14 protein-coding genes are annotated in these 19,115 nt (G+C 42.1%); 7 read left to right on the top strand and 7 right to left on the bottom strand.

All coding sequences use genetic code 11. The features are described 5' to 3' along the window. Window positions 1-8: 8 nt before the first annotated feature. Window positions 9-1,070 (top strand): glycosyltransferase family 9 protein, encoded by a 1,062-nt coding sequence (locus ACYRYG_RS10750; RefSeq protein WP_293417639.1) that lies wholly within the window; start codon window positions 9-11, stop codon window positions 1,068-1,070. Window positions 1,071-1,901: 831 nt separating this feature from the next. Here the strand turns inward: ACYRYG_RS10750 and ACYRYG_RS10745 are convergent. From ACYRYG_RS10745 to leuS, 3 genes are all read right to left on the bottom strand, one after another. Continuing rightward, window positions 1,902-2,519 carry a non-canonical purine NTP diphosphatase gene (locus ACYRYG_RS10745; protein ID WP_293419394.1) on the bottom strand — a complete coding sequence of 206 codons (618 nt, stop codon included), beginning with the start codon at window positions 2,517-2,519 and terminating at the stop codon, window positions 1,902-1,904. A gap of 8 nt (window positions 2,520-2,527) precedes the next feature. After that, the gene (locus tag ACYRYG_RS10740) at window positions 2,528-3,511 is read right to left on the bottom strand and encodes a YitT family protein (protein ID WP_460198137.1); all 984 of its coding nucleotides are present in this window, start codon (window positions 3,509-3,511) and stop codon (window positions 2,528-2,530) included. 117 nt (window positions 3,512-3,628) lie between these two features. Then, window positions 3,629-6,490 (bottom strand): leucine--tRNA ligase, encoded by a 2,862-nt coding sequence (gene leuS / locus ACYRYG_RS10735; protein WP_293419386.1) that lies wholly within the window; start codon window positions 6,488-6,490, stop codon window positions 3,629-3,631. Window positions 6,491-6,662: 172 nt separating this feature from the next. On the opposite strand from leuS, the gene rd reads away from it, so the two are divergent. From rd to ACYRYG_RS10720, 3 genes are all read left to right on the top strand, one after another. Continuing rightward, entirely contained in the window at window positions 6,663-6,824 is a 162-nt protein-coding gene (gene rd / locus ACYRYG_RS10730; protein ID WP_293419383.1) for a rubredoxin, read from the top strand. Window positions 6,825-7,088: 264 nt separating this feature from the next. Continuing rightward, the gene (locus ACYRYG_RS10725; RefSeq protein WP_293419380.1) at window positions 7,089-9,641 is read left to right on the top strand and encodes an alpha-L-arabinofuranosidase C-terminal domain-containing protein; all 2,553 of its coding nucleotides are present in this window, start codon (window positions 7,089-7,091) and stop codon (window positions 9,639-9,641) included. An 823-nt stretch (window positions 9,642-10,464) separates the two neighbouring features. Beyond that, on the top strand, window positions 10,465-10,704 hold the full coding sequence (locus tag ACYRYG_RS10720) for a hypothetical protein (protein ID WP_293419377.1): 240 nt from the start codon (window positions 10,465-10,467) through the stop codon (window positions 10,702-10,704). Window positions 10,705-10,910: 206 nt separating this feature from the next. Here ACYRYG_RS10720 and ACYRYG_RS10715 read toward each other — a convergent pair whose 3' ends face one another. Next, window positions 10,911-11,696, bottom strand: coding sequence for an HAD family hydrolase (locus tag ACYRYG_RS10715; RefSeq protein WP_460198136.1), 786 nt, complete (start codon window positions 11,694-11,696; stop codon window positions 10,911-10,913). Between the two features lie 132 nt (window positions 11,697-11,828). Here ACYRYG_RS10715 and cysS point away from each other — a divergent pair, with 132 nt between their 5' ends. The 3 genes from cysS (at window position 11,829) to amrS (ending at window position 15,970) form a co-directional block, all read left to right on the top strand. After that, window positions 11,829-13,319 (top strand): cysteine--tRNA ligase, encoded by a 1,491-nt coding sequence (gene cysS / locus ACYRYG_RS10710; RefSeq protein WP_460198146.1) that lies wholly within the window; start codon window positions 11,829-11,831, stop codon window positions 13,317-13,319. A gap of 237 nt (window positions 13,320-13,556) precedes the next feature. After that, a complete protein-coding gene (amrB, locus tag ACYRYG_RS10705; protein WP_293419371.1) occupies window positions 13,557-15,023 on the top strand; it encodes an AmmeMemoRadiSam system protein B in 1,467 nt (488 codons plus the stop codon). After that, window positions 15,020-15,970 (top strand): AmmeMemoRadiSam system radical SAM enzyme, encoded by a 951-nt coding sequence (gene amrS, locus ACYRYG_RS10700; RefSeq protein WP_460198135.1) that lies wholly within the window; start codon window positions 15,020-15,022, stop codon window positions 15,968-15,970. Before amrB ends, amrS begins: the two co-directional genes overlap by 4 nt. A 140-nt stretch (window positions 15,971-16,110) precedes the next feature. On the opposite strand, the gene ACYRYG_RS10695 is transcribed toward amrS, so the two are convergent. The 3 genes from ACYRYG_RS10695 to purE all read right to left on the bottom strand — a co-directional run bounded on the left by ACYRYG_RS10695 (window position 16,111) and on the right by purE (window position 18,994). Beyond that, the gene (locus ACYRYG_RS10695; RefSeq protein ID WP_293416341.1) at window positions 16,111-16,500 is read right to left on the bottom strand and encodes a hypothetical protein; all 390 of its coding nucleotides are present in this window, start codon (window positions 16,498-16,500) and stop codon (window positions 16,111-16,113) included. Window positions 16,501-16,584: 84 nt separating this feature from the next. Further along, window positions 16,585-18,444, bottom strand: coding sequence for a 4-hydroxy-3-methylbut-2-en-1-yl diphosphate synthase (locus ACYRYG_RS10690; protein ID WP_293416339.1), 1,860 nt, complete (start codon window positions 18,442-18,444; stop codon window positions 16,585-16,587). Between the two features lie 40 nt (window positions 18,445-18,484). Continuing rightward, the gene (gene purE / locus ACYRYG_RS10685; protein WP_293416337.1) at window positions 18,485-18,994 is read right to left on the bottom strand and encodes a 5-(carboxyamino)imidazole ribonucleotide mutase; all 510 of its coding nucleotides are present in this window, start codon (window positions 18,992-18,994) and stop codon (window positions 18,485-18,487) included. Window positions 18,995-19,115: the final 121 nt, after the last annotated feature.

Below are 19,115 nucleotides of genomic sequence, written 5' to 3'. Positions count from 1 at the left end.
GATCTTTCATGAAAACTGAGCATATTCTGATTATTCGTTTTTTTGCAATTGGCGACGTGGCCATGACTGTTCCTGTAGTCTATTCTTTAGCAAATCAATACCCTCAATTAAGGATTACCGTACTCAGCAGGCCCTTTGCAAAATCTTTCTTTGAGAATCTTGCCCCTAATGTCAGTTTTATGGGAGCTGATGTAAAGGGTGAATACAGTGGAATAAAAGGTCTGAATGCTCTCTATCGCCGATTGGCAGCTAAACAATTTACAGCCATCGCTGATTTTCATCAAGTCTTACGATCTAATTATCTCCGTTTACGTTTTAATATGGATCACCTGAGGGTGGAGCATATTGACAAGCATCGTGACGGAAGAAGAAGACTAATTGCACAAGATAGAAAAAAACTTATACAACAGCCGACAGAAACGCAAAATTACGCTGAGGTTTTAAAAAAACTCGGTTATCCTATACAAGTAAAATTTACTTCTATCTTTCCACCTGAGGGAGGAAACCTCCGACTTTTGCCAAAAGAAAGTATTGGAATCAAAAAAGGATTTCAACAATGGATCGGTATTGCTCCCTTCGCTGCTCATGAAGCAAAGACTTATCCGTTCGAATTGATGGAGAAAGTCATCCAACTCTTGATTTTCAGGCACCCTTCATGCCGAATCTTTCTGTTTGGTGGAAAAGACAATAACGAGAAAAAAGACTTAGACAAGTGGAGTAAGACATATCCTTGTTGCGTAAATGCTTCCGCCCTTTTAAAAAATTTAAGAAAAGAACTGATTCTTATGAGTCATCTTGACGTAATGGTCAGCATGGATAGTGCTAATATGCATTTAGCGTCATTGGTCCATACGCCTGTTGTCAGCATCTGGGGAGCAACTCATCCATACGCCGGTTTTATGGGATGGGGGCAAAATCCAAATAATGCCGTACAACTAGATCTCTCCTGTCGTCCTTGTAGTATATATGGAAATAAATCTTGTTTCAGAGGAGATTATGCCTGTCTAAAAAATATTCCACCGGAGATGATTGCAGATAGGATAGACATTAACCTGCTAAGAAAGAAATGATCTTATCTATGTCTTTTAATGTAAAATAATGCCTGATGATAAAAAGTAATAACGATGCTTTTTATCATCAGGCATTATTCGTTTAACATTTCAACAATCACTATGGAAAACTAAGAGGAAATCTATGGAATAACTTATTCATAAAAGACGAGTTATCCATAGACCATAAAAATCAATTATCTGACTGGGGATATTGCATGGTTTATGAGAAAGTTGATTGGCTTTTCTCCATAATATTATTTGTTAAAAGACTATCAACTTATTCCTTTGCACGAACCTTATGAATATGTGGATAAATAGATTAAGTATTTAAAAATCAAGAAGATCCAATACTTTAAAACAGTGCATAAAATAACTAATGATAATGATAACTGAATAGATAGAAAAATTAACTAAAAGTTATTCACATATTCACAGCATATTATACTTTATCATTTTATTTTTAAATAAATAGATAAGATAATAATATAATAAATGAATTCATAAGAGAAATGGATAAAATAGAGTATTGCTGACGATAGCGCTTTATCGGTAACATCATGGTACCGATAAAGCCGATACTATCATATTGCCTGTTTTATTCATTTCAGGGGAAGGTAATGCTGTTATGGTTTTTGTTACTGTTAAACAATAGGATTATAGAATCAGTAACATCGTACAGCACTGATTTGGTATAATCATCAGTTGCATCAGATGTTTTTATATAACTGGATAGAACAGGGCTCTTTGATCGTATTACATACGTTTAATATAATACCCCGCAAACGTATTCAAGACGCTTGTGGGGTTATAAAATAGTGATAGGGACGATCAAAATAGAGAATGGTGTTTTTATGAATGAGAGTCTTGTAAGAAGTCAACTAATTTAGCAACGGCCTGTGCACGATGTGATATTCTGTTTTTCTCCTGATCTCCCATTTGCGCAAAACTTTCCCTGTATCCTTGAGGAATGAACAAAGGGTCGTATCCGAATCCGGATCTGCCTTGTTTGTTCGTCGCAATGGTACCGGATATTTTCCCCTCAAAACAATGTATGATTTTTTTATTTTCAAGTTTGTTGGAACAGTCGCCCTTTTTTTGTATAAGTGTGATTACGGTACGGAATTTTGCCTTACGATCAGGGTTGGTCCCTAATTTTTCCAGGAGCTTTTTCATGTTTGCTTCACTATTATGGTCAGTACCTTCAGCATATCGGGCTGAATGTACGCCTGGTTCTCCATTCAGTGCCTCTACTTCCAGTCCGGTGTCGTCTGCAAAACAACTTTTATGATAGTGTTCATAGACATATTGGGCTTTTATCAGGGAGTTTTCTTCCAGAGTAGATCCTGTTTCTGGAATATCTTCATGACAGCCTATCTCAGATAAAGACAAGATATTGAATTCCGGACTAAGAATTTCGCGGACCTCACGGAGTTTGTCTTGGTTATTGGTAGCAAATACAATTGTGATCATTTTTATCAATCATTTTTATTGTTTTGAGTCATTGAGCTCACAGGAGGTTGAGTCAGGGATGCCTGGATGATAGATTTTTTCTCCTGATTAGGAATTTTTACTTTCATTTTATCAAATCCTTCACCATATACACCAATGACAGAAGACTGGGATACAAAAGCATTCGGATCGATAATTTTGATTAGTCGGAATATTCTGGGACTTTCCCTTTTCCTGGCCAGGATACAAAGCACCTTGACCTCATTTCCTGTATACCAGCCATGCCCGTCAAGGATGGTTACACCATGTTCCATTTTCGTTCCGATAGCGTTTGCTATTTCCTGATATTTATTAGAAAAAATCATGAATTGTACACTTTCTCTCTGAGCATTCATAACATAATCAAGAACAAAGTTTTCTATAACCATTGTACAAAAGCCAAATACCAGTTTTCTCCAGTCATGGAAGATAGGGTAGGAACTGCTGATAATACATATATCTACAAAGACAAGGACACGACCGAGTGATATATTACGGTATTTATTGACACAGGCTGCAATAATATCAGTGCCTCCTGTGGAACCGTTATGTAAGAATACAATAGCCAGCGCAGTGCCTGTCATGGAACATCCTATGATCAAGGACATAAAATCCTGTCCCTTTCCCAGTATCTGATACATAGTATGATCAGGTAAAGTCATGGCCTGTTGACTGAAACTGAGCAGAAGGGATAAGACAATGATGGCATAGATTGTCTTAATGAGAAACTTTAGTCCAAGAATTTTTAATGCAAAGATCAATAAGATGGTATTGATGATAAAATAAGTATAGGCAATAGGTATTTTAGTAGCATAGAAAACAATGGCTGAAATACCCGTTACACCACCCGTTACAATACTGTATGGCAATAGAAATACCGTCCATCCAAAGGTGTAAAGTATAAGACCTAAGGTAATATAAGCATAATCCTTAATCTCATTTTTGACATTACGACTAATTTTTTTATTCATACGATTGAGAGACAGAGGTGTTAACGAATGGTCAACACCTTTGTCAATTTTATGCTAATTAATTATTATTTATCATTTGTGATTTTTAAATGAATAGAGTGATGATGAAAATAACTTTTAGTTTTTAAAGACTACATTGACGATTTTTTTTGGAACAACAATAATCTTAATGATCTTCTTTCCGGCTATGTACTTTTGACTTTTTTCATCCGAAATTACGGCCTTTTTAATACTTTCAATATCTGTATCAGCACTAAAAGTTTTTTGGTACCGTGCTTTTCCATTAAAAGAGATCGTAAGCTGAATCTCATTTTCTACAAGGTATTTTTCATCATAGGTGACCCATTGTGAATCACAGACAGATCCTTTTTCTCCAAGTTTCTGCCAGAGTTCCTCTGCAATGTGAGGACAGAAGGGAGCAATTAAGATAACAAGATCTTTCAATAGTCCGTGATTATGACATTTCTGCTGCGTCAGTTCGTTGACTGCAATCATAAATGCCGAAATGGCTGTATTATAACTGAATTTTTCAATATCCTCACTTACTTTCTTGATCAGTCTATGGGTAGATTTCAGGGAGTCTCTGCCCGGTTCAACATCATTTACCAAAAACTGGTCTGTCCGATTGTCCCAGAATAAGTTCCAGAACTTTTTTAGGAATCTGTGACAGCCGTCAATGCCATTGGTATCCCATGGCTTACTGGCTTCTACCGGTCCCAGGAACATTTCGTAAAGGCGGAGAGTATCTGCACCATATTGTTTCACTATATCATCTGGATTGACTACATTGAACATACTCTTGCTCATCTTTTCTACGGAATATCCACAGATATATTTATCGTTTTCAAGGATGAATTCAGCGTTACGGTATTCAGGTCTCCACGCCTTGAAAGCATCTCTGTCGAGAATATCGTTTTTTACGAGGTTGATGTCAACATGAATAGGAGTGACATCCTTGTAGTTTTTTTTGAGGTTCAGACTTACAAATACGGGTTTTTCTTTCGAACTTTCTTCATTTACCCTATAGACAAAGTTGCTGCGGCCTTGAATCATACCCTGATTAATGAGTTTCTGGAAAGGTTCTTCCTTGCAGGAATAACCGTAATCATACAAGAATTTATTCCAGAAACGAGAGTAGATCAAATGTCCTGTTGCATGCTCAGTACCTCCGACATATAAGTCTACATTTTGCCAGTATTCGTCTCTTTCCTGACTTACCAGGGCCTGATCATCATGAGGGTCCATATAGCGGAGATAATAGGCTGAACTTCCTGCGAATCCAGGCATGGTGCAGAGATCGATAGGAAAGACCGTTTTCTGGTCAATGAGTGATTTATCGACTACTTGATGGTTACGTGTATCCCATGCCCATTTTTTTGCACGACCTAAAGGGGGCTCGCCGTTTTCCGTTGGTTTATACTGGTCAATGTCAGGAAGAGTCAATGGTAAGAATTGTTCGGGGATCATATATGGCATTTCATCCTTATAGTATACCGGGAATGGTTCTCCCCAGTATCTCTGTCGGGAAAAAGTGGCATCACGAAGGCGATAGTTCACTTTCACACGACCGATACCCTTTTCTGTTACAAATTTTTTAGTGGCAGCTATGGCTTCTTTCACAGTCAGTCCATTAAGGGAAAATCTATCGAGTCCTTTCTTTCCAGGGGCAGGAGAATTCATTACGATCCCGTCTTTAGCGTCAAAACTTTCCTTGCTGACGTCAGCACCTTCGATCAGAGGAATAATTGGTAAATGGAAATGACGGGCAAAGGCATAGTCACGGCTGTCGTGGGCAGGTACAGCCATGATGGCACCTGTTCCATATCCTGCCAGCACATATTCACCTATCCAGATAGGAATAGCTTCTTGGGTAAAAGGATTTATAGCATAAGAACCAGTGAAAACACCTGTGACTTTTCGATCACTCATCCGTTCCAGTTCTGTGCGGCTCTTCACATAGCTCAAATATTTTTCAACTTCATTTTTCTGTCCGGAAGTGGTTACCTGAGCTACCTGATCAGATTCAGGAGCCAGGACCATGAAGGTGACACCGAACATGGTATCAGCACGGGTAGTAAAAATAGTAAATTTAACGTTACTGTCTTTTACCTTGAATACGACTTCAGTTCCTTCGGAACGACCGATCCAGTTCCGCTGGGTCTCCTTGATCGAATCACTCCAGTCAATGGTATCCAGGCCATCAAGAAGTCTCTGTGCGTATGCAGAGACACGAAGACACCACTGACGCATTTTTTTCTGAACTACAGGATAACCTCCGCGGACACTTACTCCGTTTACTACTTCATCATTGGCCAGGACCGTCCCCAGACCGGCACACCAGTTTACCATCGTTTCCCCCAGATAGGCAATCCGATAGTTCATTAGGATATTTTGCTTTTTCCTGTTATCCCATGAATTCCATTCTTCTGCTGTGAAGGAAAGTTCCGTGCTTTGGGCTGTATGGATGCCTTCCGTTCCCTTTTCAGAGAAATGATGGATCAGTTTTTCAATGGGTCTGGCCTTTTGTTCTTTTTTACAATAGAAACTATTGAACATTTTTTCAAAGGCCCACTGGGTCCAATGGTAATATTGTGGATCACAAGTGCGGATTTCGCGTGACCAGTCAAAGGAAAATCCTATTTTGTCAAGTTGCTCCCTATAGTGATTGATGTTTTGTTCGGTAGTCACTGCCGGGTGCTGTCCGGTCTGGATGGCATATTGTTCTGCGGGCAGACCATAAGCATCATAGCCCATAGGATTCAGAACATTGAATCCTTTCAGACGCTTGTAGCGGGCATAGATGTCACTGGCAATGTATCCTAATGGATGGCCGACATGGAGTCCTGCACCTGAAGGATAAGGAAACATATTAAGTACATAGTACTTTTTTTTGCTTTTGTCTTCAGTAACCTTGTAGGTTTGATTTTCAACCCATTTCTTCTGCCATTTTTTTTCAATCTCTCTGAAGTCGTAATTCATCTTATGTAACTGATTTTTATACTTACAATTTATGGATATGCACACTGGCCAGTGTGCATGATTTAATGTGCAAAGATATAAAAAAATATTGTGTTAATTAAGCACTTTTTGAAAAAAATATAGTATCTTTGGGGGCTAGTACAAATTATTAACTTATAAATATTAAAGCATTATGAAAAAGTATGTATGTGACGTGTGCGGATATGTTTATGACCCAGCAAATGGTGATCCAGATAATGGTGTAGCTCCAGGAACAGCTTTTGAAGATCTTCCGGATGACTGGGTATGCCCACTTTGCGGTGTCGGAAAAGACCAGTTTTCTCCGCAGGATTAAACCTTGAAACATCCAGACGTGCTTAGAATGAGAGAAGTACGTCTTTTTTATATTGTAGGATGTAGGATCTCAAATCAATATGAGTCTATTCCTTTTTCCTTCAAATTATAAATATCGGCTATGAGAAATAATGTTTCTGATAGTCGATTTTTTAACATAAAATAAGAATAAACCATTTTTCTTTGCTTAAATAAGATCTATCTTTGTATTCTTAAAGGATAGTGTCTATAATACACTCTTTCATATTTTGTTTAAGTAAAGTTCATGAAACAAATTAAATCTATCTTATTTTTAGTCTCTTTGCTATGCACTGGGACTTCCTTTGCACAAGTGAGCATGACACTTGATGCCACGCAAAGAGGTCCAAAGATCAGTCCTTATCAGTATGGACTCTTTTTTGAAGAAATCAATCATGCCGGTGATGGTGGCTTGTATGCTGAATTGATCCGGAATCGTTCTTTTGAGGATGGCAGGACGCCGGTCAACTGGTCAGCTGTAGGAAATTCAGATTTGAAGATCATCAGCAGTGGTTTATTGAACAGGGTTCAGTATCAAGCTTTACAGGCCACTTTTCCTTCTGCTTCTAAGAAAAATCCTGAGGGGGTAGCTAATAAGGGTTTTTGGGGCATGAAATTTGTGAAGGATTCTACCTATCATCTTACTTTATGGGCTAAGGCTGTAAAAGGGAAATTCACTCGAAAGTTGACGGCCCAACTGCAATCTTCTGATCATTCTGTCTGTGGACAAACTGTAATCAGCGGTAAGGTAGGTAAGAACTGGACAAAATTATCAGTTGCTATCAAAGCTACAGGAAATGCTAACAAAGGTCGTTTTGTATTGTTGTCTTCAGCCAAAGGAATATTGGATATGGATGTCGTTTCTCTTTTTCCCTATACCTGGAAAAACCATCCGAATGGCTTGCGTTCCGATCTGGCACAACTTTTAGCAGATACTCATCCTAGGTTTCTGAGATTTCCGGGTGGCTGTTATGTTGAAGGGCAGGGGAGTTATGATAATGCCTTTCAATGGAAGAAGACCATTGGCCGGATAGAGGACCGCCCAGGACATCTGAATCTTAATTGGGGGTATCGGGTCTCTGATGGACTTGGATTTGATGAGTTCCTGCAGTTGTGTGAAGACATGAAAGCTGCTCCACTGTTTGTCGTGAATGTAGGACTTGGTCATGGCTATGTGATTCCTTTAGATCAAATGGATTCTCTGGTTACCAATACGATGGATGCCATTGAATATGCCAATGGCCCGGTTACTTCAAAATGGGGAGCTGTCAGAGCTAGAAACGGTCATCCAGCACCTTATCATTTGAAATTCATTGAGGTGGGAAATGAGAATTATCAGAATGTATCAAAAGGCTCACAGAGTGATGATTATCCTGAACGTTATATCAAGTTTTATACTGCTATCAAGTCTAAATATCCATCTATTCAGATTATTGGAAATGTAGAGGCATGGGGTACAGATCATCCATCATGGAGAAATCATTATCCTGTGGATCTGCAGGATGAGCACTATTACCGGAGTTTCAACTGGATGCGTGATAATTATCGTAAATATGATCATTATAACCGTACCATTCATGTTTATAATGGTGAATATGCTGCCAATAGTGCCGGAACTTACGGGAAATATGGTGACATGAACAGTGCTCTGGGAGAGGCAATTTATATGCTGGGAATGGAACGCAATTCGGAGGTGTGCCGTATGGCTAGTTTTGCCCCTATATTTACCAATGTGCATAATCCTGCGTGGCCTTATGATATGATTCATTTTGATGCGGCCCGCTATTTTTGTACCCCTTCGTATTATGTCCAGAAGTTGATGCCGGAATACCTTGGCAAACAGAATTTATTATGGACGGAAACCGGTAATATTGAGCCTGATGACCAGGGATCCAGTCAGGTTGGAGTAGGGACTTGGGAAACACAATCCAGCTATAGGGGTTTTTCTGTAAGGACTGAATCTCAAGATGCACTTGCTGCTGCTGAATCCGTTAGAAATGTAAGGAGTCGCAGAAGAATAATCCCTGGAAAGAACTCCATACGTTCTTCGGTTGAAATTCTTCCAGTTGACAAGAACTGGACAGATCCGTCTGGATCATGGAAGGTTACAGATGGTGTCCGGAAGGAAACGGCCAATGCGGATAAATGCCTTTCTATCAATGATCAAAAAATAAATAGCAGGCACTATATCTATTCTCTGCAGGCTCGTAAAGATGGAGGAAATGAAGGCTTTCTGGTTGTCTTTAATTATAAGGATGCTAAAAACTATGCCTGTTGGAATGTCGGCGGATGGAGAAATACCAGTAATGGTATTGAGATCTGTAAGGATGGAGCTACATATACGGTTTCTTCTTCCCGTGGCTCCGTGGAGACAGGACAGTGGTATCGTTTGAAAGTGGATGTAAATGGCGACAGCATCAAGTGTTACCTCAATGGACAACTCATCAATAGTACGGTTCTGCCACCGGAACAACTCCTTTACCAGAGTGCTCAAATCGATGTGCCAAAGGGGAAAGTCTTTTTAAAGGTTGTCAATCCTGATGCGCAGTCTCATACACTCAGGATGGATTTCAAGAATATGAATGTGATAGGTGGGCAGGTGTTGTGCTATGACAGTAAGAGGGGAACGGATGAGAATACAATGGATGATCCTCGTCATGTCGTTCCTGGAAAGACCAGAACTGTCAATGATGTTCATCAACTGGTGATTCCTGCTTTTTCACTTAATTTTTTCACTTTCCAGGTGAAAGATATTGCTCCGCAGGCAATATCGTCTGGTCAGAACTCCCGGAAAGAGTAATGGCCTTCACAAGAAAATCAAGCAGAACAGTTATATAAGAAAAATCGCAACAACCTCTGAAGATTGTTGCGATTTCCAACTTGATTTTTAAACTTCTCTGAATTTGTCTTAAGTTTATCGATGCTCGATAGTTGAACTGATTACACCTGCAAATACAAAGAAAAGTACTGCAAAGCACATCACACTCAAACCTGTCAACATAATCTTTTTCCTTTCTTTTTACCTATTGCCTGAAGCGCTTTCGCCTTTGGTTTTAATCCTACATTTATCCTGCCCGTCTATTCTGGGCTTTTCTCTTTTTACCTTATCTTTCATTGATCGTTTGCCTTTCGGGTTTGCTCTCTCTAAACGACGTTGCAAAGATAGTCCTTTTGTGCATGACAACATATTAATCGGAATTATATTCGTATTTTTTGTTGTTTTTCTTGATGTGAATCAATGTTGTTGTGTGCGTACACATAAAAACAGTTTTGAAGAAGAATGAACGTTATGAATGACATATTGATAATTGGATAAACATATTTAAGTTAAAACAAGGTGAAATAAATATATTTATTTCAGAAAAATCTTCTTTGGATTTCATTATGATAATAAGAGAAAAAAGAACCTATGGATGATAGTAGTCTTAAAATATTCAATATTTTTTACTTAAAGATAGCCTTTGGTCAGATGATTTGATATGCTGATAGGTTTTCTCTTTGATAAAGGGAGGAATGGTCGAATTCCGTTTTCTGATCGGAAATAAAATAAATAAGGTTGATATGATGGTCATTTCGGAAGAAATGTGTAAATTTGCATCTGGAATTCAAATACATTATAAATCATGAGTATTCAATTGGCATTTTTACTCTTTGTTGTTGTAGCTTTGATTGGGTGGGGTGTATGTGAACTGAAGTCCAAATCCACTTTTACCCATTCTGAAGCTGAGAAGAAGGAAATAGAGGAAATGGCTGCCGCAGACAAGGCTAATGGGGGTTATCATGAGATGGACATTCACGAATTGATCCGTCGTAACTCTACTAAAGGTTATAGTGCTGTCGATAACAAGGATGCCGTAGACTGATAGAGGGGGCTGTGTTTTGTCCTGCTGGCTTTGGGAAAAGACCCAAGGGGTGGACCGGTATAGCATTTTCTATTACTTTTCTTCTATATTAGGAAGGAAAAGAAATATGAGGGTGATTTTATCTTTGGAAGAGTGGAATCACCGTTTTTATTTTGTGTGGATGAACTGACTTTTAATGTTCTCTCTTTCTTTTCTCTTTCCCTTAATCAGATCAGTCCATAATGTCTCAGCGCGTATGCCAAGCCATTATCATCCACATCATGAGTAACAAAATCGGCTATTTCTTTTGTATGTTCGGAAGCATTTCCCATGGCAATGCCGATTCCTGCCTGTTTGATGATAGAAATATCATTCCCCCCATCGCCTAAGGCAAGGGTATGGCTGATAGCTATCTTTTCATGTTCAGCCATTTTCAATAATCCTTTTCCCTTATCTGCATTTGCATCAGTAATATCCAGGAATCTCGGAGTCCACCGGCCAGCATTGCAATGTGGAAGGTGTGGCATGATCTGCTTTTCCACTTCAGGAGAGATAAACGGGGTCAACTGTAAAATGCGTTGTCCTTTCAAGGCATCTATTGAGGGTGCCTTGTCAAGTCCCGGTACTCCCAGTTGGCCATAAAATATATCATTGACTTCAGGGGTATTATGATATACAGCCACGTTCTTTTCTCCGACGACGACACAAGGGAAACCTAGCTGATCCGAAAAGTGCAGCAATGTCTGTACGTCTTTGGGACAGATGGAACGGCAATATACTTCCTGCTTTCCTATATAGCAATAGGCTCCATTGGTTGTCATATAGCCGTCAATAAGATGTTCTATCTGCTTTAAATTGATGATAAAACATTTAGGCCTGCCAGTGGATATATAAAGCCTATGCCCTCTTTTGTGAGCTTCTGTAAGCGCCTGGACGGCTGATTCCGGTACGCGATGAGTTTTAAAACTTACTAATGTTCCGTCAATATCACTGAAGATGGCATATCTGTTCATATTATGAATAACGATTTGATGATTATTTACAAAGTTACTTAAAATTTGGCAGCAGGGATAGTAAAATTGTTTTTTTATTTTGTCCTCTGCCATAAAAATCATATATTTGCATATTAGAAAAACAGATGAATGATGGAACAAAAACTGATAATTTATAATACGCTCTCTCGCAGGAAAGAGCTTTTTAAACCTTTGCATGCACCGCATGTAGGGATGTATGTTTGTGGGCCGACCGTATACGGTGATCCGCATCTGGGGCATGCGCGTCCGGCAATTACCTTTGATGTCCTTTTCCGCTACCTGACTCATCTGGGTTATAAGGTCCGTTATGTCCGGAATATTACGGATGTAGGGCATCTGGAGCATGATGCGGATGAAGGTGAGGATAAGATAGAGAAGAAGGCCCGTCTGGAGCAGTTGGAGCCCATGGAGATCGCCCAGCATTATACGATCCGGTATCATCATGCCATGGAAGCCTTGAATGTTCTTCCTCCTTCCATTGAGCCTCATGCTACGGGACATATTATAGAGCAGGAAGAGCTGACAAAGGAGATTCTGAATAATGGTTATGCATATATCAGTAATGGCTCCGTCTACTTTGATGTCGTGAAGTATGACCAAAAATACCATTATGGTATTCTCTCCGGCCGTAATCTGAAGGACATCATCAATAACAGCCGGGAGCTGAATGGAGTCGGCGAGAAAAAAAATCAGTGTGATTTTGCTCTTTGGAAAAAAGCTCAACCGGAACATATCATGCGCTGGCCCAGTCCATGGAGTGTAGGCTATCCTGGGTGGCACTGTGAATGTACGGCGATGGGACGGAAATACCTGGGTAATCATTTTGATATTCATGGAGGCGGCATGGACTTGATTTTCCCCCATCATGAATGTGAGATCGCCCAGGCTGTCGCCAGCCAGGGTGACCAGATGGTTCATTATTGGATGCACAATAACATGATTACTATTAATGGGCAGAAGATGGGGAAGAGCCTGGGTAATTTCATTACTCTGGAACAGTTCTTTACCGGCAATCATCCTGCCCTCGACCAGGCTTACAGCCCGATGACGATCCGTTTCTTCATCCTTTCTGCCCATTATCGCAGTACGGTTGATTTCTCGAATGAAGCCCTCCAGTCTGCCGAGAAGGGCTATAAGCGCCTGATGGACGGCATTAACGACTTGAAGCGTATCCAGACAGCGAAGGCCAGTGACGACAGCACAAAGGCGTTTGTAAGTACCTTCAGGCAGAAATGTTATGATGCGATGAATGATGACCTGCAGACCCCGACAGTGATCAGTAATCTGTTTGAGGCTTGTCATCTAGTCAATACCGTGATCGATCATAAGGCGAAAATCGGTTCTGAAGACTTGAAGGAGCTTGCGGATACGATGCATCTTTTTACCTTTGATATTCTCGGATTGAAGGGTGAAACGGGCGTAAATAACAGTGAGCGTGAAAAATCTTTCGGTAAGGTGGTAGACATGGTCCTTGACCTTCGTGCCAAGGCTAAGGATGCCAAGGACTGGAAGACAAGTGATCAGATCCGTAATGAGTTGCAGCAGGATGGATTTGAGATTCAGGATACTCAGGATGGAGCTACCTGGAAATTAGATAAATAGGATCCGTTCACGATGATGTAAGATCTATCAAAGGCAAAGTTATTCTGGATCAGAGTACAAGATAAAGGAATCCTCTGTTCTCACTATGGTCTTCATGGTGGGGAATAGTGGGTGAGAAGGGATTAAAATTCTAAAGTAATGCAGAATATCCCTGATAAAAAGAAAAGGGAATGTCTGTCGAAATTTTTGACAGACATTTTATTGTTTTTGTTTGTTTTTGTAACAGGAGGTAAGGCTATGAATGGAATGAAAAAGGGGACGACAGTACGTCCGATGGCGGTTGCCGGTCAGTTCTATCCCAGGGATCAACGTGAACTGAGTATCTATTTGAAGTCATATTTTGCCAGTGCAAAGGTGCTTTTTTCCGATCAGCATATTCAGTCTGTGATCGTTCCTCATGCAGGGTATGTGTTTTCCGGCCGTGTGGCAGCAGAGGCCTTTGCTCAGATCTCTCCGGAAGCACACTACGATCATATCTTTCTCGTCGGGCCCTCTCATCATGTCGCTTTCGACGGGGCTTCCGTCTGCAGTGCTTTTGCAGGTTATGCCACACCCTTGGGCAGGGTGGATGTGGACACGGCCTTGTGCAATCGACTTATTTCAGAAAATAAGGTGTTCCAGTATCTGCCTGAGGCTCATGACCGGGAACATTGTCTGGAAGTTCAATTGCCGTTCCTGCAGTATCATCTTAAAGAGGTCGCTCCGATTGTTCCCATCATCATCGGGACTGAGGATATTCATCGTCTGCGTGAGATTTCCCGGGCTCTGAAGCCTTATTTTAATGCTCATAATCTCTTTGTCATCAGTAGTGATTTTTCCCATTATCCTCCTTATCAGGATGCTGTAAAGGCAGATCATCGTACCGGTGATGCCATAGCTTCAGGAAATCTGGAGACATTTATCAAGACGTTGTCAGAAAACTGTTTCATGGGTTTTCATAATCTGGCTACCAGTGCTTGTGGACAATGTGGCATTGCCGTGTTGCTGATGATGAGTGAAGGGAATCCGGATTTGCAACTCCACCAACTCCTTTATTTGAATTCCGGCGATTCTCCATACGGAGAAAAGAAAGAAGTGGTAGGATATTATGCGCTCTGCCAGACCATCAAGGGGAATGATGTTGCCGTCAAGGACTCTTCTTCTGATGAATTCCTGACAGCTGAGGAGAAAAAAAACTTGCTGATTCTGGCCCGGAACAGTATTTCTTCGGATTCAGCGACTCCTCCAGCAAACCTCTCTGCCCGACTCATGCGCAGGTGCGGGGCTTTCGTAACACTGAATGAAAACGGACATCTCCGGGGCTGTATCGGCCATTTCGGTGAAGATATTCCTCTGGCTGATGTCATCTGGAAAATGGCAAGGGCTGCTGCATTTGAAGATCCTCGTTTCCCACCGGTCAGCAAGGATGAGTTTCCGCAAATTGAGATCGAAATATCGGTTCTCACACCACTTCACAGGATTACTCATATCAGTGAGTTCCAATATGGGAAACAGGGCATTTACATGCGGAAAGGTTTCCATAGTGGGACTTTCCTGCCACAGGTAGCTGATGAAGTCAACTGGACAAAGGAGGAATTTCTTGGACATTGTGCTCAGGATAAGGCGGGAATAGGCTGGGACGGTTGGAAAGATGCCGAACTTTATACCTATGATGCCATTATTTTCAGTGAGAAATCGATGGGAACAAGGAAGGATGAGAAATGAGGTTACACGAAGCAAGATTTTATGAGAAAGTCGTGGTTCCGGGCAGGATGTCTCCTGCGTGTACCAGGGCTACGGCTGACGAGGCTTCTGTCGAGACTTCTCGGGAGAAGGATGCTGGTAAAGTCCGTTGCCTGCTCTGCCCGCATGAATGTCTGATTGCAGAGGGACATACCGGTATCTGCAGAAGCCGGAAAAATATCGGTGGCCGGCTTTATTCCATGGTCTATGGCCGGCCTTGCGCACTGGCTGATGATCCTATAGAGAAGAAACCGCTATTACGCTTTCATCCTGGTACCAGATGCCTCTCCCTGGCTTGTACAGGATGTAATCTGCGTTGTAAGAACTGTCAGAATTTTGATATTTCACAGGCTTCTCCCCAGGACGTACCTAACGGTGAATACTCACCTGAGAGTATTGTCGATATAGCTTTACAACACCACCTTCCAATGATTGCCTATACCTATACCGAACCGCTTACTTACATTGAGTATGTCCATGATATAGCCCGACTGGCGCATCGCCATCATCTTTATAATGTCCTGGTATCTGCCGGCTATGTTAATCCAGAGCCTCTTCGTTGGCTCATTCCTTACATTGATGCCGCTAATATTGACCTGAAGTCTTTCAGTGATAAAATCTACCGGGAATGGAACGGGGCCACTCTGGAACCTGTCCTTGAGGCTCTGAAAATCTTTCTGGCAGCCGGTGTACATCTGGAAATTACAAATCTCCTCGTGCCTGGTGTCAATACTGATCCTCATCTTATCTTGCGGTTATGTGAGTGGCTGGTAAAAAACGGATTTGCAGACTGTCCCTTGCATTTCAGCCGTTGTTTTCCAATGTTCAAGATGGAGGATAATGGTCCTACACCGCTGGCGGACCTTTATGCTGCCAGGGACATTGCCGCCCATGCAGGCATCAAGTATATCTATCTGGGTAATGTTTAGCAGATTCATCGTGGTGCATTATGGTGCATTTTGGTATATCATTATGAACCATTTCGGGGGGTCAAAATGCACCATATCGATGAGGATCGACTATGATCGTGAGAGTCAGTGACGATAGTCGCCTTAAATGAAGAAAAAACTTATTTTCCGTCAGTATCCGTCATCATGTCATCATCCCAATCCTCCAGATGGTCTTTATAACGGTCGGTGTCATACCCGTGTGCCGTAATCTGGTAGAGGAGGTGTGCTGCTATTTCCGGCAGTGTAAAATGGTCTTTGGGACTGATGGTTATGGTCCTGCCCGCCAGATCACTGATAGATCCGATGTGGGTATTAGTCACCATTACACGTCCGTTCATCCTTTTTATTCCTACGGCCATATCAAAATAGTCAAAGGTGGGCTGAATGTCCCGTAATGTATGGAAAGTGTTCTCATACACCTGAAGATTCTGTGATTTTAGTTCCGACTGTTCCAATATTGGTTTGATCTCGTCGAAACGGACATTTTTCATGAGTTCTTGTATTCTCATATTCTCAAAACAGATTTCTTGTAAACATGCTGTTCCCCGTCTTTTCTTTTTTGAAGTTGAAGTCCCCTTCAAGGGGACTTCAGGTCAGGATTGTGGTTCCCTGTCTTTTCTGATGAGCGCCAGCAAATGGTCTACCGCCTCTTCTTCAGGTATGTTTTTCTCTACACATACTTGTTTTCGGTAGAGAGAGATCCGGTTGAAACCGGCACCGACGTATCCATAGTCCGCATCGTGCATCTCTCCAGGACCATTGACAATGCAACCCATGATGCCTATTTTCAGGCCCTTCATATCCTTGGTGGCTGCCTTGATTTTTGCGATCGTGCCTTGAAGGTCGTATAAGGTACGGCCACATCCCGGGCAACTGATATATTCGGTCTTGGAGGTGCGTAAGCGGCCCGCCTGCAGAATATCAAAGGCGGTGGACACAATGTCCTCATCCCGCAGATCACCGTCATTCAACAGCCATATCCCATCTGTGAGGCCATCCATCATCAGTGCTCCCATATCTGCCGCTGCTTCAATCTGGAAATCTTCTTTTTCGCTCTGGGAATGGCTGTACATCTCAGAAAAGATGACGGGATTCTTCAAGCCTGCAGCCCATATCTCATGTACGAGGGCACGCTGGTCACCCAGGCGGTTCCGGTGGTGGCTCATGCAGACCACCACGGTTTCCGGGTGGTATTTCAGGCATGTCAGATATTCGGATGCCGGAGTTCCGAACTGGAGGACTAAGAATTTTAACGGTGATTTTATCATTGCCATGAAAGGCATGGCATTTACCGGGAAGATCGGATAGATTTTTGTACCGTTTTTCTCCCATTCTGCCAGTTTGCCCTTTTCCTGTAGTTCTCCGAACAGATTATAATCTATGATATATTTCTGCTGAGGTGCAGGGTGGCCGGGGAGAGTTGAGCCGACATACCAGTAGTCCGCTTTAGTACTTTTTCCTATGACGACAGGTACCTGATCTCCTCCAATATCTTCCACCGCTTTCGTCGGCCGCCGGACCGGGTTCAACCAGTTGAATTCTTTCGCCTGGCCTGCGGGGATCAGCACATGTCCTGAACGCATCATGATGTAATTGACAAGATGCCGGGCTACCGGTATTTCCGCCTCAGGTTCCTCGCTCAGGCTCACCCGCACGGTATCGCCGATGCCATCCGCCAGCAGTGCTCCTATGCCTACGGCACTTTTTATCCGCCCGTCTTCACCGTCTCCGGCTTCAGTTACCCCCAGGTGGAGAGGATATTTCATCTTCTCCTTTTCCATCTGGGATACCAACAGGCGCACGGATTGTACCATGACGACCGTATTGGAAGCCTTGATGGAGATGACTACATCCTCGAAATGCTCTTTCTGGCAGATGCGGAGAAATTCCATACAACTTTCGACAATACCTTCCGGGGTATCTCCATATCGATTCCGGATACGGTCAGAGAGAGAACCGTTGTTGACGCCGATACGTATGGCTGTGCAGTTCTTTTTACAGACATTCAGAAACGGAATGAAGTGGTCTTCAATTTTCCTGAGTTCCCGGGCGTATTCTTCATCAGTATATTCCTTTTTAATAAATCTGCGCGCAGGATCGACATAGTTCCCCGGGTTGATCCGCACGCCGTCAGCATATCTGGCAGCCACATCGGCAACGTCAGCCACGAAATGGACATCAGCCACGAGAGGCGTATCATAGCCGTCAGCGTGTAATCCTGCTTTGATATTTTTCAGGTTCTCTGCTTCCCGTTTGCCCTGTGTCGTCAGTCTGACCAGTTCTCCACCAGCTTTGATGATGCGTTCAGCCTGTGCTACGGAGCCTTCAGTGTCATCAGTACTGGTTGTCGTCATGGACTGGATACGGATAAGATTATTTCCGCCCATATCCAGAGTACCTACATGGATGACGTTCGTCTCCCGACGATGATAATTGAATAAGTCCAAACTCATGAATATTATTTTAGAATCAATGTAATTAAAGTTTGTTGGATCAGTTACATTTAAATTTATAGTTTTTTATTTCAGCCAGGTCCTTGTTTGCCTTTTCTATTTTTTCGCCAAGGCCAGCCTTCCAGGCATCCACCTTTTCGGCTATTTTCTCATCCCCTAGAGCGATCATTTCAGCGGCGAGTATAGCAGCATTCTTAGCGCCATTGACGCCTACAGTAGCTACAGGAATGCCTGGAGGCATCTGGATAATGGAAAGCATGGCATCAAGTCCATCGAGCATTCCCTTGATAGGCACGCCGATAACGGGTAGAGGGGTAGAGGCAGCGATGACGCCCGGCAGTGCCGCAGCCATACCGGCTCCGGCAATAATCACTTTGATGCCGCGGGCTTTAGCCCCCTTGGCAAAGATCTCGACAGCTTCCGGCGTGCGGTGTGCGGAAAGGGCATTTACCTCAAAGGGAATCTGGTAGGCTTCCAGCCACTGACAAGCCTTTTCCATGATCGGGAGGTCGCTTGTAGACCCCATAATAATACTGATTAATGGTTTCATTCGAAAATGTTTTTATTGCGAACAGCCTATAAATCGGCTATTCAGGTTTAACTTATTTGTTTTGACACAATAAAAGAATAAGCAGGCTGCGGTATGCTGTCTGCGGCTATTGGCTTAGGCA

It is taken from the genome of Segatella asaccharophila, assembly GCF_054687055.1.
Note: the sequence above shows the minus strand (reverse complement) of the source record. Positions and strands in the feature narration are given on the sequence as shown.